The organism is Paenibacillus harenae, from assembly GCF_030812415.1.
Taxonomy (GTDB): Bacteria; Bacillota; Bacilli; order Paenibacillales; family Paenibacillaceae; genus Pristimantibacillus; species Pristimantibacillus harenae_A.
Map to the genome: position 1 here is coordinate 35,898 of NZ_JAUSST010000004.1, position 14,674 is coordinate 50,571.

The window sequence follows — 14,674 nt, forward strand, 5'->3', positions numbered from 1 at the left end:
ATGATTACGATGAAAAAAGCGATTGTTGTAGGTTCGACGGGCGGTACGGGAGCCGTTATTACGGCGGAGTTGGTCAAGCGGGGAATACCGACGGTTGCGTTCGGCAGATCCCGCCAGAAGCTGGAACAGCTTGCAAGGAAGCTAGGCAATCCCTCCAACTTAAGCATAGCTGTCGGCGATGCTTTTAATCCGGACGATCTAGCGGCGGCCGCCAAGGAAACGGATGTATTATTCCATTGCGCGAACGTCCCCTACCATGAGATGGAAAGCAAACTTCTGCCGCTCGGCGAATCGGTCATGGAGGCAGCGAATCGATTGAGTCTGAAGGTCGTCGCGATAGACGGCATTTACCCTTATGGCAGAAAACAGATGAACAAAGTGACCGAGGAGCATCCGAAACAGCCGCATACGAAAAAGGGCAAAGTCAGGCTTGCTTTCGAACAGATGATATTCAGCCAACGTTGGAGCGAAACGAAGGTTATGATCGTTCGTTTGCCGGATTACTACGGTCCAACCGCGAATCAAGCTTCCTATCTGGGAGGTACGCTAGAGTCGATCGCCGCAGGGAAAATGGCTTTCTTCATCGGCAACATGAAAGTGCCTCGGGAATACGTATACCTGCCGGACGCGGCGATAATGGTCGTCGAGCTGGCTGGTCATGACAAGGCGTATGGGCAAAATTGGAACATTCCGGGTTCGGACATTATATCCGGCAACGAGATCGTCCGGATCGCCCGGCAAGCAAGCGGAACCGTGAAACCCGTCATTCCGCTCGGCAAAGCCGGTCTGTCGCTCCTTGGCTTATTCGTACCCGTCATGAAGGAAGTGGTCGAAATGCTTTACCTTACGGAAGAGCCTTTGCGCTTAAGCGGAGAAAAATATGAACGTCTAATCGGTAAAATTCCGGCAACGAAACCGGTGGATGGCATTACGGCAACCATTCGCGAATTGCAGAAAAACGTTTAATGGTAACTCTTTTGCGAACATTAGTTATTAATCAATCAATTACTTAATTCAAAAAAGGAGACTAGTTATGCGAAAACTATCGCGAAAAGGGAAAGTTAGTTTGAATGTGTTGGCCTTTATCATTCTATTCGGAGCAGTAATTATCGGGACCTACTTCTGGCAGATCCGCATGCAAAAGCCTCTCGAAGTGGATATGGGGGTTATGCATCATGGGGAAGCGGGCTCCAATCATGCTCATGGCGCTGCTATTCCTGTGACGAATAACGGAGCGCTAGCGATGCGAGCCTGCAACGAAATAATAGCAGAGGCGAGCGAAGCGCCGTTGCGCGAGTTTCGGCTGACCGCCGCACAGGCCGTGAAGGAATTGGATAACGGAAAATCCGCAAAGGTATGGGCGTTCAACGGTCTTGTTCCCGGTCCGGAACTCCGAGTCACGGAAGGCGATCGGGTACGAATCGTCCTGAACAATAAAGATATAAATGAGGGAGTTACCGTTCATTGGCATGGTATCGTGCTTCCTTGTTCGCAGGATGGTGTTGCCGGAGTGTCGCAAAATGCAGTAAAGCCCGGAGAGCAATTTACGTATGAATTCGAGGCGGGGCATCCGGGCACGTATTGGTACCATTCCCATCAGGCCAGCTCTGAACAGGTCAAGAAGGGCTTATTGGGGAAGCTCATCGTGGAGCCCAAAAATGATGCTTTCGACTACGATGAGGAAGACTCCCTTCTTATCCAGCAACTGAACGGAACTTATTTGATGAACGGTTCGACGAAGGATTGGAATATCGAAGCCGCTCCAGGTTCGACGGTTAGGGTGAGGGTCATCAATGCTGCGAACGAAACGGACACCGTGAGCGTAAACGGCGCCGCATACCGTATTATTGCCATGGACGGCCATGATCTGAACGAACCGGGGCTGCTGGATAACTATGAATTTCGGATGGGGGCCGGGCAACGTTACGATCTTCTTCTGCAAATACCGCAGCAGGGTAAAGTTATCGTGGCAAGCAAAAAATCGGGTTTAAAAGCAACGCTGGGTACCGGAAGCGATCCGGTAATCTCATCGGATCCTTCGCTATTCTCATTTGTCGACTACGGAAAACCGGTATCGGATAAATCTAAAGCGCGCTTATCTTTCGACAGGAACTATTCGGTGACGCTCGATCAAAATTTGTTCGTCAATACGATTAACGGGAAAAGCTTTCATGAAATACCTCCGATGATGGTGGAGGAAGGCGATCATGTGAAAATCACTATTACGAATGCCGGCGGCGGCGATCATCCCTTTCATTTGCACGGACACGTCTTTCGGGTATTAAGCCGGAACGGCCAGCCTTTGAGCGGAAGTCCGGTTTATCTAGATACGCTGCTGACGCAAAAAGGCGAAGCCTTCGAGGTGCATGTCATAGCGGACAATCCCGGCTTATGGATGATGCATTGCCACGATTTAATGCACGCCTCCATGGGCATGAGCATGATGTTCAATTACGAGGGCGTCACGACGCCTTACCGGGTCGGGACCAAATCGGGGAATTTACCGGACTTGTAACAAACAAAGGGGATGGATCCCGCTTACTCCCGAGATCAATCCCCTTAAAGCATGCAGCCGTTATTTACTTCTCTTGCTTTAACTTCTTCACGACTCTTGGCTCGGTGTCGCCTAGTACACGAATTTCCGCTGCGACCAATAGCTGAACAGGAAGAGCACCGCTTCCGTAAGCAGCTTGGCCACGAGCAAGGGGACGCCAAGGTTGATATTGAGAAGATGAAGGAAAGCGTAATTCAATAGAAGAACGATGACGACTAGCGCGTAATACTTCGGCAGAGACTTCGTGAGGGAGGTCGATGATGATGCACGGCTGCCTTTGCGAAACACGAACTTTCGATTTAGAGAGAAGTTGACGATCGAACTTCCTAATCTAGCCCCTACTACGGCAAACAGCAGATGCCCGCTTATGAGCTGCAGGATGAACAGCAGCACGAAATCGATGATAAAAGAAGAGAGCGACGAAGCGATAAATTTAACGATCGGCATATAGACGCGAACGGAATCTTTGATCGGATGAAAATGGCTCGATTTATTTTCGTTCAAATAAACGGTATCGATCGGAATTTCATGGAGCGCGTAGCCTGCGCCGGGGGCCTCAAGCAGCATGTTCATCTCATACTCGAACCTCTCCCCGTTAAGCTCGCATAGCCAGTCCAGCATATGGGCCGGATAACCGCGAAGGCCGGTCTGCGTATCGTAGAGCTTCACTCCCGTGGAGAAAGCATACATCTTGCGCGTTAGCGTATTGCCGAAGCGGCTGCGCAAAGGCACTTTGCCGGTAAACCGGCGGCTGCCCGTAACGATCCGGCCCGGATACTCCCGCAAAGCTTCGGCGATCTTCTTAATATCTGTAGGCAAATGCTGTCCGTCGCTGTCCGCGCAAACGGCGCCCTCGGTCTTCATATGGCTTCTTATATAGTTGAAGCCTGTTTTGAGAGCGCGGCCTTTGCCCAGATTGGTCTTATGCGTCAGCAGCATGCATCCCAGTTGAACGACTTGCTTGAACAATTCGCCGTATGATTCGCCGCTGCCGTCATCCACGACAACGATGGGCATGCCGGGAATAGAAGCCTGCAGGTCTTCAATCAGGTTGATCAGCCTAACATCCGGCTCGTAGGAAGGAATAAGGACTACCATTTTCATCGCCTACCTTTCCGCGATATATAGAATATCGCTCACTCCGCGTTCTTTGTTTTTGCCTTGCGGATTGTTGACGACTCTTCCCATGAAATACATGGTCGACGAGCCGCCGCCGTCCAGATTATAAGCTTCGGTTGCACCGAGATCGGCGAACACCTGGGCGAATTGGTCTAAGGTCATGCCTTTGCTGTAATTGGTTTTGCGGCCGTCGACGACGACGAAAACATAATGGTTCGGCGCGATCATTCCGATGCCGGTTCGCGGATTGGCGCCTTGAATGGAGCGGTTGCCGAAGTTCGTATCGATCTTCACGCTGCTTAGGTCATCCGCGATCATCCCGTCCTGAATTAAGACGGGGCCGAACGACAGCGTATTGACGACGCCGTCCCCGAGAAGGCTGGAGGAGGATACTTCCGTTTCATCATAGCTGCCGATCGTACCGTCCTTGAACAAGCCAAGCCCGATACGCGCCGGTTCGTCGCGATAGACCGTTCCGTTCCGGATAATAACGCCATCGTCCCGAAAGCCGTAATAATCGCCGTTGATCGCGAAGAGGGCATTATTGTCTTGTGCGATGCTGGAGCTGTAATCGATCACGTTGCGGCCGAAGCTGTTTTTGGCAAAAGCCGAGCTTAACGTCGCTTCTCCCGACAGCCGTACGTCGGCTACGAAATAGGTGATCATATCGGCCCCGGTGCCCGTCTGAACCTGATCGATGCTGATGCTGATCTTATCGCTTTTGTAGTTCCACTCATCGTATTCGGCCTGCTCCGCGACAGGGTCGGCGGCTTCGACGCTGTCGGCCTTGACGGTTTGCGGATTTCGCACGACGATCTCGACCTTTTCGATTAAGTAACGATCCGCCAGCGCGTACAATAGGATGCCGATGACGACAACGATAGCCGTGATGGCGAAATAAAGCTTTCTTCTTGATTTTCGGGGTGTATCCATGACTAGTATCACTTCCTGTTGTTATGGTTTCCTAACCATAATTCAGGCAGCTTAAACGAACCTTAAGGGTATGGCCATGCCGGTTGGGGTTGATGATAAGGATCGGAAGTGGCAATTGCTTAATGTAGCGTGAATGATATAGGGCGATTTAGTTTGCCGAAACGCCGCAACACGCGGCATGTCGGCAAGGCGATCGAAATTAGTTCGAAGAAATGCCGTTATTGCGAGTATGTGCTCGACTTCGGGGGCTTACTTGAGTGAGTGCTGGTAACGTGGTTTAATGGATATTGTGATGAACGAACCATATTAGAGAGGCTCAAAGCGAGCGAAGGGATGGAGTACATATGATGCAAGCCATTGAAATAACGAATAAGGAGCAGTTGGAGCTTGCTTTTGACATCCGTAAGGAAGTATTCGTTAAAGAGCAAGGCGTAGCTGAAGAAGCAGAGATTGACGAATACGATCAGCTGGACGGAAGAACGAGCCATGTGCTCGTCTATTATGAGGACAAGCCGGCAGGGACCGGGCGCGTTCGGATCGACGGGGAGACGAAGGCCGCGAAGCTTCAGCGCATCTGCGTGCGGGCGGCGTATCGGAAATACGGCATCGGCAAAGCGATCATGGACAGGCTGGAGCAGCTGGCGAAGCGGGACGGAGCAACGAATGCAAAGCTGTACGGGCAGACGGATGCGGAAGGCTTCTACGCGAGGCTAGGCTACCGAACCGCGTCCGACGTATTCATGGAGGAAGGCATCCCGCATGTGCTGATGGTGAAGGAGCTGTAAAACCGGCTCCATTCACCCGCAAATTGTTAAAAGCGATAACAGAATAGATAAAAAAGCTATTGACAAAATATAGGGATCGCTGCATACTAACATTGACTGATTCGTTCAATCAAAATAAAAGCGCGCTAAGTGTTGATAACTGCATAAACTTTTTTTACACCAATATTGACTGAATGGGTCAATCTATAACGAGGAGGAATTATACCATGACAACTTATCTTAACAAAAGCAAGGCTATCGTTATTGGCGGCGGTATGGCTGGATTAATGACCGCACGCGTACTTTCGGATCATTACGGGGAGGTACTGATCGTCGAGAAAGACGATTTTCCCTCAGGGCCAGACCTCCGTCCCGGAACTCCGCAGGCATTCCATCCGCATCGTTCCACTGCTCGCGGGAAATCGATCACGGAACGGCTCTTTCCTGGATATGAGCTTGATTTGGCGGCGCAAGGTTGCCCCTCATCTCTGAACAAAGACGTTTACTTCTTAAACCAGCATGGAAGCCTGGAAATGAAGTATGACCGGAATGATATCAAATTCAGCCGAGCGGTATTGGAGTGGACCATCCGGCAACGCGTAAAAGCCATTTCAAACGTATGCTTCTTGCCCAGGCACGATGTGATCCGATTGTTAACGACCCCCGACCGGTCAGCCGTAACCGGCGTTCAAGTTAGAGATCGAGATCAATCCAAGGAGGAGAAGGCTCTTACGGCCGATCTAGTCATTGATACGAGCGGGCGTTCCTCGAAACTATCGGCATGGCTGACTGATTTGGGATACGAGGTACCGAAGCCGGATCTTCTGAAAGTTTCGCTCGGATACAGCACCCGCCGATATAAAGTGCCTTCCCATCTGACTCATTTGATTGATAAATGGGATGTCATCAACCTTCAGGGGCAGCCTGCAAGCGGTACTTTCACGGGCGTGTTTTCCTTTATCGAGGACCAGATTGCCGAAGTGCTGCTTTACCGCCCGGGCGGAAATTATCCTCCGACGGATGCCGCCGAATTCGAACTGGCCGTTGAGCAGCTTCCGAGCCGGATCATTTCGGAGATCGTACGCGATCTTGAACCAATCTCCTCTCCTCGCGGCTTCCGCATTCCTGAATTGTACTGCCATCGTTACGAAAAGATGCCCCGCTGGCCTGCGGGATTGCTAGTCCTAGGTGATGCTTACTGCATCTACGATCCGATCTTCGGCCAAGGCATGACGATGGCTGCGATGGCTGCCGAAATATTGGAAACCTGCCTGTCGGAGAGAAACGGCGATTTCCGTCCTAATTGGGAGCACGGTGTACTAAACCGGATCAAAGAAGCGATCGAACCGGCCTTCTGGTTAAACTGCACGGCCGATCTGCGTTGGGAAGGAGTCGAATATGAAGGTTCGGATTCGAGGACAGGGGATGCATTCAGTCGGGAATATATGGAACTATGTCTCAAACAAGCAACAAGCAAGCCCGATTGGCAACTGTATGGGCTCTATTGGGCTGTGAATACGTTGTCCGTATCCCCACGTCACCTGCTTAACCCGCAGACGGCCATTCAAGTTCTGTCCGCTTCGGATGAAGGCAAGAGATTGCTCGCGGAACTTAAAGCGAATGACGAACGGTCTGTCGAGGCGATTCTGGAAGAACTGCTGCCCCGGTTCTCGGAAACACCGTTCGAGTCGGCAAAGAAATAGCGGTTTGAAGATCAAATTTGTTATACTGATAGATATCTATATCGTTCGGCAAAGGAGCACTCGACATTGGCACCATTAAACGATGAACAATTGCATCAGATCCGCGATGAAAGAAGAGAGCAAATTAAGGCAGCAGCCTTCCAGGTGTTTGCCCGTAAAGGCATCATTAGCGCAAAGATGAGCATGATCGCGGAAACGGCAGGCATCAGCAACGGGCTGCTTTACCATTATTTCAAATCGAAAGACGAATTGTTCACGTCGCTTGTTCAGGAAGCGATGGTCGAATCGGAAGCGACTATGCGAAGCGTCTATGCAATGCCGGGAACGCCGATCGAGAAAATCAGGACGTTGACGGAAGGAATGCTCGATGAAAGCGGCGCACCGTACTTCATGCTTATCCACCAGGCGCGTACGTCCGACGGCGTGCCCGAGAAGGTCAAGCAGCTTCTGGAGCAGTATTCGATGGATACTTATATGGATATGCTGCTTCCGTTGTTCCAAGAGGGCCAGCGCGCCGGAGAAATTGCAGCAGACGATCCCAGGGAGCTTATCGCCTGTTATTTATCGGTCCTTTCCGGAATTATGGTCATCAATTCGAACGGAAATGACGACTATCGGCATCCGAAGGCCGATATGCTGATGCGATTGATTGCAAATCCCGAAACGATCAACAAATAATAGTATCGCGAAGAAGAGACTAGACGCGGCAGTGCCTTAGCGGACGGTCTCTTTCTTGCGTTTACGAAATGATAAACAGGTTTGCAGCCATATCGTAATAACGCTCATGAAGAGCATAGAAATAGCCACACTTCTGGGAAGCTTTTTTTGCTATAGTACAATTATTAGCCGGAGGTGCCAGCATGAGAACGGGCCTTATCAATCCTATGACGAAATTGAACGTTAAGCAGCAGCTCATCCTTTTGTTCCTCGTAATGGTCAGCCCGATCTTCCTTCTCCATTGGTACGGCAACATAAAGACGGAGCATTTGCTCAAAAATCATGTCACGAATGCGTACGTCGAACTCATCAAACAAAATTATACGTTAATCAACCGCGACATCGATACCGTCAGCAAAATAACGACGACGATGATCCAGAACCCCGTCGTGCAGAAGCTCGTTCCAAGCGAGCAGGACACCGTCATCGAACGGGTCCGGAAGTTCGACAGCGTCGACAAGCTGCTCTCCAACAACTCCATTCCATTGAACGGAGGGGAAGCGGTCTACTATTCGCTGTATGTATACGATCCGAACGATTATTACTTTTTTGCGCCGAAGCGGCAAATCAATCAGACAGGCGTCTATTTCTTCAACGACGCGACGAAGCCGTCCTGGTTCGATGATGCCGTGAAGCGGAACAGCGGCGCTTATATGGCGATGATCGATACGAATGTCGGCTTGTCCAGAGTCAAGACGTATGCGTACATCAGGGCCGTTAACAACGTTACGATTGCAAACGATACCATCGGCATTCTAGTCGCCACCCAGATGGATAAGAAGATCGGAGAATCGCTGCGCTCTGTATCGCTTCCCGACGGCAACATATATTTTACCGACTGGAATGACCGCGTCATGAGCGCAACAGATCCAAGTCTGATCGATACGGTTCTTTCGCTGCCGCCTGAGGCAGCGATCCCCGACAACGTGAATTCGCAAGGCAATCTGGACCTTATTACAGACGATTCGATCTATGTCGTCAATTATGATCGCAGCTCGCAGACGAAGCTGATTTATCAAATTCCGGTCGAATCGTTGCTCAAGCAGCAGAACGAGCTGAAGCGCGTCATTCAACTGATTTCGGTAGCGTATTTGCTGCTTGGCTGCATCGTCATGATTTATTTTTGGCGTTCGCTTATGACGCCGTTGCAGCGGCTGGCGCAGTTCGTCCGCGCCTATGAGCCGGGCAAGCTCGTGCCGGAGACGCCGTTCAAAGGAAGAAACGACGAGGTTGGCGTACTCGTTGGCGCGCTTTACGATATGGCCAGAAGGCTGAACGTTCTCATTCATTATAAGTACAATATGGACCTGAAGCAGAAGGAGTCGCAATTGCAGCTTCTGTATCAGCAGATTAATCCGCATCTGCTCTACAATACGCTGGAGAGTATATATTGGAAAAGCTCGCTCGAGGGCAAGACGGAATCGGCGGATATGATCAAGGAGCTTTCCAAGCTGATGAAGATCAGCCTTAGCCGCGGCAGGGAGCTTATTACGCTGGAGGAAGAGCTGGAGCATGCTTCGGCTTACGTCAGTCTGCAGCAGAAGCGATATAAATACGAATTCGAAGTAAACTGGGTCATTCCCGACGCGGCGCGCTTGATCTTAATCCCGAAAATAACGCTGCAGCCGCTTATCGAGAACGCGATGATCCATGCGGTGAAGAACATGGGCGAGGATGGGGAAATCCGCATCTCGGCGATGGTCGAAGGCGAGCGCGTGACGATCAAGGTAGAGGATAACGGGCATAAGGCCGTCGATTATGCGGCGCTTGACCGTCTGCTGAGCGGGGATAAGCCGGATCATGCGTCGGGCTATGGCATCCGCAACATTCAACAGCGCATTAAGCTGCATTTCGGCAATCAGTACGGGCTTGGCTATAAGGAAAGAGAGCATGGCGGAACGTCGGCAACGATCATTTTGCCGATGATAACGGAGGAGCAGCAAAAGCGCGATGTATAGATGTATAGGAGGGGGAGGAGCAGAGATGTACAATATATTGATCGTGGACGACGAGCCGTTAATTTGTGACGGACTAAGCGATCTGGTATCCTCTTCGGGCATTAGCATCGCTAATGTGTATATTGCCCATAGCGGATATGAGGCGCTTGATTATTTGCGCATTGAGGAAATAGATCTGCTCGTAACCGACATTCAGATGGGGTCGATGAACGGCATCGAGCTGATGCATCAAGCGAAGCTTATTAAGCCGTGGGTGCAGACCATCATCATATCCGCATACGAGACGTTCCAATACGCGCAGATGGCGATTCGTCTCGGTGCGAAGGACTATATGATCAAGCCGCTTAATAATGAGCAATTTCTCGATTCGGTGCGGAATGTGCTGCTTAAGATGGATAAGCCTGCCGCTGCGGAGGACCAGTTCCTCTCGAAGATGCAGGAGCACTTCCGCATGGATGAACCGCTTCCGCAGCGGACCGAACTGTACAACCGGCTGCTTGCGCCGCCCCAGAGCAACGCCGCCGAAGCGGCAAAGCTGCTCTATGAGCGGTTCGGAAGGCGAGTCGAAGGACCGTATTTTGCGGTCATTAAGCTGAAGCTGGGCTTCGCCCCGGCCAAGGCCCACCGCGCGATCCCGCCAGGAGACGCGCAGCTATTGCAATATGCGGCGCTCAATATCGCGGGGGAGCTGCTGGAGAAGGAATGGAACTATCTGTCCTTTTATTCGCCGAATCAGGAAATTAGTATAATCATTCAATGGGACGAGAGCGAGTTTAGCGAGCCCTCCGTCAATAAGATCAATCAGCTCGATATGATCGGCCGCAGCCTTTATTATAATATTCACAAATATTTGAACCTGCATGGCGTCGTCGGCATTAGCCAAATTTTGCGCGGCATCGAGTTCTTAAGCGTTCTGGGCGAGCAGGCGCGCAAGGCGATTCTATGGAACCGCGAGCATCGCGATCATTATGTATTTTACTATGGCGATTTCAATTGGAGCACATATTCGCAAGACCCGACGGAAGAGGACTTAAGCGCGCAGAACAGCTTGATCGTCGAGAAGTCGAAGGCGTATATCGATCAATATTTTAACCAGAAGGGTCTTACGCTGCACGAGGTCGCTCAGAAAAACCACGTCAGTCCGAACTATCTTAGTTATTTGTTCAAGAAGGATACGGGCTACAATCTATGGGAATATGTCATCAAGCTGCGGATGGAAGAGAGCCGGCGGCTTATGCTGCTAACCGATCTTCGCAGGTACGAAATATCGGAGCGGGTCGGCTACGAGTCGCCGGAGCATTTCAGCAAAATATTCAAAAAGCACTTCGGCATGAGTCCAAGCGAGATGAAGAAGCAGGGAAGCGATTAGAACGAATGAATTAATATTACTATCGCCCACAACGAGTAAAAATGACTATCATTGCCTTAGATTTGCACATTATCAGCGAGCCTCTATGCTTCTAAAATGATATAGAGCGATAGAAAAGAAAAGAGGGAACGCTGATGAAACAACAAGTCGCAATGGGACGATCGCCGGTCGTTAAAATCGGGCGCAAGCCGGGCAGGTGGAAAAAACATCTATGGGGTTATCTGTTTTTAGTGCCTGCTGCAGTCATTTTTGTTCTGTTTTTGTGGGTGCCGATATCGAAAGGTTTTTTTTATAGCTTTTACCACATCGACTTCGTTAAGGGGAATGATTTTGTAGGCTTCGATAACTATAAAACGGTGTTCAAGGACGCCGACGTGTGGATCGCGATCAAAAATTCCTTGTATTACATGTTCCTAGGCCTTGTTATGGGTTTCTGGGTTCCGATCCTGTTCGCCATTATTATATCCGAGATGCGACGGTTCCAAGGGTTCGTGCGCATCGCCGCCTATTTGCCCAACGTATTGCCGGCGGTCGTATTGTACGGGCTATGGCGTTGGTTCTACGATCCGGTCGGTCCGATCAACGGCGCGCTGACGGGGCTTGGCACGAGCCAAATCGCTTTCTTATCCGATAAATCGTGGTCGATGATCTCGATCGTCTTCATGGAGTCGTGGCAGCAATTCGGTTCTGCCATGCTCATTTATTTGGCGGCGATGCTCAGCATTCCTAAGGACTGGTATGAGGCTGCCGAGATCGACGGCGCGGGCATATTCCGTAGAATCTGGCATATTACGCTGCCGTCCATCAGAGGGCTGTTAATGCTGCTCCTCGTCATGCAGCTCATCAGTACGTCGCAAGGGTTCCAGTCGCAACTGGCATTGCTTGACGGCGGACCGAACAAAGCAACGCTTACGTATGCCTTGCTGATTATTAAGTATGCGACGACACGATTGGATTACGGCGTAGCATCTGCGCTTGGCGTTCTGATGTTCCTCGTGCTTGGCGGTTTGGCGCTGCTGCAATTCAGGCTGAACAACAAGGGAGGGAACTAACCATGAAAGCCAAGAGCTTTGAACGCGGCATTTTATCTAACTACGACTATAAGAAAAGCACAAATAAAGTCGGTCTGGCGTTCGTTATCGTCGTTATTCTAATCATGGTCGGTTCCATGGTTTATCCGATTCTGTCGACCTTGTTCAACGGCCTTAAGGCGAATACGGAGGTTAATTCCTTCCCGCCGCGCTTCCTGCCGTCGGAATGGCATTTCGATAACTACGATACGGGCTGGAATTATATCGATCTGACACAGTTTTTAGGCAATACGCTGGCGATCTTCTTGGGGAATATGATCGTTACGGTCGTTGTGCTCGGCCTTGCGGCTTTTAGTCTATCGAAGCTGAATGTTCCTTTTCGGAAAGGGATTTATTTCTTCTTCATGATCACGCTGTTCATTCCGCCGAGCACGTATATTATTCCGAACTTCCTGAACTTAAGGGATCTAGGGCTGCTCAACTCGTACTGGGCATTCTGGCTGCCGGCGGGCGCAAGCGCGTTTTTCCTGCTGCTGCTAAAAAACTTCTTCGACGATATCCATCATGAAATGTTCGAAGCAGCGCGCATTGACGGAGCATCGGAGTGGGGATCGTTCATTCGGATCGCGCTTCCGCTATCGATTCCGATCTTCTCGACGCTTGCGATCTTCGTATTCTCGAGCGCGTGGAACGAATGGTTCTGGCCTTCGCTCGTTATGCAAAGCGACGATACGTATCCGCTTGCGACGGCGATCTATAAGTACGTTATTCAGGCCCGCAGGCTCGACCTTAACATTCGGTTCGCGATTCTGACGATGGTCATGCTGCCTCCGATCGTCGTATTCCTGTTGTTCCAGAAGTACATTATGCGGGGATTACAGCTCGGCGGGGTTAAGGGATAGCGGATTCCGCGAATCGTAAACCTGCACATGATCGACATAATAATACACCTCGTCGCATGAAAACGCCTTCGTTATGATGAGGATGTAATACAAATCCGAATGAGATGGGGTATAAAGATGCTAAAGAAAAATGCCGTAGTCATGGTTTGTCTCGTCATGCTGATGTCGATCGTCGCAGCATGCAGCGGCGGCGGAAACAAGAACACGGAGGAAACAACGCCGCCCGCGGCAACCGATAAACCGAGCGATCAAGGCTCGGAAGCAACCGAACCTCCGAAGGAAGACATCAAGGAGAAGAAAGTAACGATCAGCATTTATTATCCTTTGCCTGACCAAGTGGAGAACCGCAAGGCTGAGGACGACAAAATCGCGCGTTTCATCCAAGAATATCCGAACGTTGAAATCGTGAAGAGCGATTGGCACTACAATCCGACGGAGATCGGCGTGAAGATGGCTTCCAATGAAGCGCCGACGGTATTCAATACATGGGCAACGGAAGCGAAGTTCCTCGTTGAGCGCGGCTGGGCTGCCGATATTACGGAGCTGTGGGATAACTACGAATACAAAGATCAAATCAACCCGATTCTGCAATCGCAGTTCAACATCGACGGCAAAGTATACGGCATCTCCCAAAAAGGTTACGTAACGACGACGGTTGTCAATAAGAAGATGCTTGACGACAAAGGCGTAGCCGTTCCTGGTTATGACTGGACATGGGACGATATGTACAAAACGGCTAAAGAGGTTGCCGACCCGGGCAAAGGAATTGCCGGTATCGCGCCGATGGGCAGAGGCACGGAAGCCGGCTGGAACTGGACGAACTTCTTGTTCGAAGCAGGCGGCGAGATTCAAACGGTGGTTGACGGCAAAGTAACGGCAGCCTTCAACTCGGCTGCAGGCATCAAAGCGCTTGAGTTCTACAACAAGCTGAGATGGGAAGCGAATGCCATTCCGCAAGACTGGGCGCTTGGCTGGGGCGATGCGGTAGGCGCATTCGCGCAAGGCCGGACGGCTATGGTTATTGCCGGCGCTGAAGGCGTTCTGGAGCAAGCCCTTAACCAAGGCGGCATGAAGCCGGAGGACGTATTGACATTCCCGATGCCGAAAGCGGATGCGAGCGGCAAGCATACAGGCGTTCTTGGCGGCGACTATCTTGTCATCAACCCGAACGCAACGAAAGAGGAGCAAGAAATCGCATTCCGATATGTAACCTTCGACTACTTCACGGACAAAGGTCTGGAGTCGCTAGAGAACGATATTAAGAAACGCCAAGAGGAAGGCAAATTCTTCATTCCGCCGCAATTGAACTACTTCGGCAGCGATTCCGAATACGGCCAAAAGGCAAAAGCGATCTTCGACAAATACGACAACGTATACAAATACGCTGCGGAATCGGATAGCTTGCTCGACGGCAAAGCGGAAGCGCAATACAATACGCAAGATTACTACGGCGAAGTAACGAACGTCCTGCAAGAGGTGTTTTCCAAAGAAGGCGCAGACCTGCAGAAGCTGCTCGACAACTCCGCGAAGCTGGTGCAAGAGAAATTCTACGATGCCATCAAAGTCGAATAGCAAGGCAGAAGGAAGCCCGGTTCTCCAATTGGAGAATCGGGCATCTATCGTA

Annotated in this window: 12 protein-coding genes; 10 read left to right on the forward strand and 2 right to left on the reverse strand. The window is 50.7% G+C overall.

All coding sequences use genetic code 11. The features are described 5' to 3' along the window. Positions 1 to 9 precede the first annotated feature (9 nt). Positions 10 to 966: an NAD-dependent epimerase/dehydratase family protein gene (locus tag J2T14_RS15105; RefSeq protein ID WP_307472038.1), complete on the forward strand. Its 957-nt coding sequence runs from the start codon at positions 10 to 12 to the stop codon at positions 964 to 966. 67 nt (positions 967 to 1,033) lie between these two features. Then, positions 1,034 to 2,515, forward strand: a complete 1,482-nt coding sequence (locus J2T14_RS15110; RefSeq protein ID WP_307472040.1) for a multicopper oxidase family protein — start codon at positions 1,034 to 1,036, stop codon at positions 2,513 to 2,515. A 111-nt stretch (positions 2,516 to 2,626) separates the two neighbouring features. Here the strand turns inward: J2T14_RS15110 and J2T14_RS15115 are convergent, their stop codons facing one another. Continuing rightward, complete coding sequence (locus J2T14_RS15115) at positions 2,627 to 3,658, reverse strand: bifunctional glycosyltransferase family 2/GtrA family protein (protein ID WP_307472042.1); 1,032 nt, start codon at positions 3,656 to 3,658, stop codon at positions 2,627 to 2,629. Between the two features lie 3 nt (positions 3,659 to 3,661). Beyond that, positions 3,662 to 4,606: a phosphodiester glycosidase family protein gene (locus tag J2T14_RS15120; RefSeq protein WP_307472045.1), complete on the reverse strand. Its 945-nt coding sequence runs from the start codon at positions 4,604 to 4,606 to the stop codon at positions 3,662 to 3,664. Positions 4,607 to 4,953: 347 nt separating this feature from the next. Between J2T14_RS15120 and J2T14_RS15125 the strand changes: the two genes are divergently transcribed. The 8 genes from J2T14_RS15125 (at position 4,954) to J2T14_RS15160 (ending at position 14,622) form a co-directional block, all read left to right on the forward strand. Beyond that, positions 4,954 to 5,391, forward strand: a complete 438-nt coding sequence (locus J2T14_RS15125) for a GNAT family N-acetyltransferase (protein WP_307472932.1) — start codon at positions 4,954 to 4,956, stop codon at positions 5,389 to 5,391. A 206-nt stretch (positions 5,392 to 5,597) separates the two neighbouring features. Then, positions 5,598 to 7,073, forward strand: a complete 1,476-nt coding sequence (locus tag J2T14_RS15130) for an FAD-dependent oxidoreductase (RefSeq protein WP_307472047.1) — start codon at positions 5,598 to 5,600, stop codon at positions 7,071 to 7,073. Between the two features lie 66 nt (positions 7,074 to 7,139). Continuing rightward, the gene (locus J2T14_RS15135; RefSeq protein WP_307472049.1) at positions 7,140 to 7,751 is read left to right on the forward strand and encodes a TetR/AcrR family transcriptional regulator; all 612 of its coding nucleotides are present in this window, start codon (positions 7,140 to 7,142) and stop codon (positions 7,749 to 7,751) included. Between the two features lie 182 nt (positions 7,752 to 7,933). Next, positions 7,934 to 9,748, forward strand: a complete 1,815-nt coding sequence (locus J2T14_RS15140) for a sensor histidine kinase (RefSeq protein ID WP_307472050.1) — start codon at positions 7,934 to 7,936, stop codon at positions 9,746 to 9,748. Positions 9,749 to 9,773: 25 nt separating this feature from the next. After that, on the forward strand, positions 9,774 to 11,117 hold the full coding sequence (locus tag J2T14_RS15145; protein WP_307472052.1) for a response regulator: 1,344 nt from the start codon (positions 9,774 to 9,776) through the stop codon (positions 11,115 to 11,117). Positions 11,118 to 11,269: 152 nt separating this feature from the next. Next, entirely contained in the window at positions 11,270 to 12,169 is a 900-nt protein-coding gene (locus tag J2T14_RS15150; RefSeq protein ID WP_307472934.1) for a carbohydrate ABC transporter permease, read from the forward strand. Between the two features lie 2 nt (positions 12,170 to 12,171). Next, the gene (locus J2T14_RS15155; RefSeq protein ID WP_307200929.1) at positions 12,172 to 13,050 is read left to right on the forward strand and encodes a carbohydrate ABC transporter permease; all 879 of its coding nucleotides are present in this window, start codon (positions 12,172 to 12,174) and stop codon (positions 13,048 to 13,050) included. 117 nt (positions 13,051 to 13,167) lie between these two features. Next, a complete protein-coding gene (locus tag J2T14_RS15160) occupies positions 13,168 to 14,622 on the forward strand; it encodes an extracellular solute-binding protein (protein ID WP_307472054.1) in 1,455 nt (484 codons plus the stop codon). Positions 14,623 to 14,674 lie beyond the last annotated feature (52 nt).

What these genes read in the sequence shown, in the direction of transcription:
- J2T14_RS15105 (WP_307472038.1), top strand. Translation starts at nt 10, where the DNA reads ATGAAAAAAGCGATTGTTGTAGGTTCGACGGGCGGTACGGGAGCCGTT.
- J2T14_RS15110 (WP_307472040.1), top strand. Translation starts at nt 1,034, where the DNA reads ATGCGAAAACTATCGCGAAAAGGGAAAGTTAGTTTGAATGTGTTGGCC.
- J2T14_RS15115 (WP_307472042.1), bottom strand. Translation starts at nt 3,658, where the DNA reads ATGAAAATGGTAGTCCTTATTCCTTCCTACGAGCCGGATGTTAGGCTG.
- J2T14_RS15120 (WP_307472045.1), bottom strand. Translation starts at nt 4,606, where the DNA reads ATGGATACACCCCGAAAATCAAGAAGAAAGCTTTATTTCGCCATCACG.
- J2T14_RS15125 (WP_307472932.1), top strand. Translation starts at nt 4,954, where the DNA reads ATGCAAGCCATTGAAATAACGAATAAGGAGCAGTTGGAGCTTGCTTTT.
- J2T14_RS15130 (WP_307472047.1), top strand. Translation starts at nt 5,598, where the DNA reads ATGACAACTTATCTTAACAAAAGCAAGGCTATCGTTATTGGCGGCGGT.
- J2T14_RS15140 (WP_307472050.1), top strand. Translation starts at nt 7,934, where the DNA reads ATGAGAACGGGCCTTATCAATCCTATGACGAAATTGAACGTTAAGCAG.
- J2T14_RS15145 (WP_307472052.1), top strand. Translation starts at nt 9,774, where the DNA reads ATGTACAATATATTGATCGTGGACGACGAGCCGTTAATTTGTGACGGA.
- J2T14_RS15150 (WP_307472934.1), top strand. Translation starts at nt 11,270, where the DNA reads ATGGGACGATCGCCGGTCGTTAAAATCGGGCGCAAGCCGGGCAGGTGG.
- J2T14_RS15155 (WP_307200929.1), top strand. Translation starts at nt 12,172, where the DNA reads ATGAAAGCCAAGAGCTTTGAACGCGGCATTTTATCTAACTACGACTAT.
- J2T14_RS15160 (WP_307472054.1), top strand. Translation starts at nt 13,168, where the DNA reads ATGCTAAAGAAAAATGCCGTAGTCATGGTTTGTCTCGTCATGCTGATG.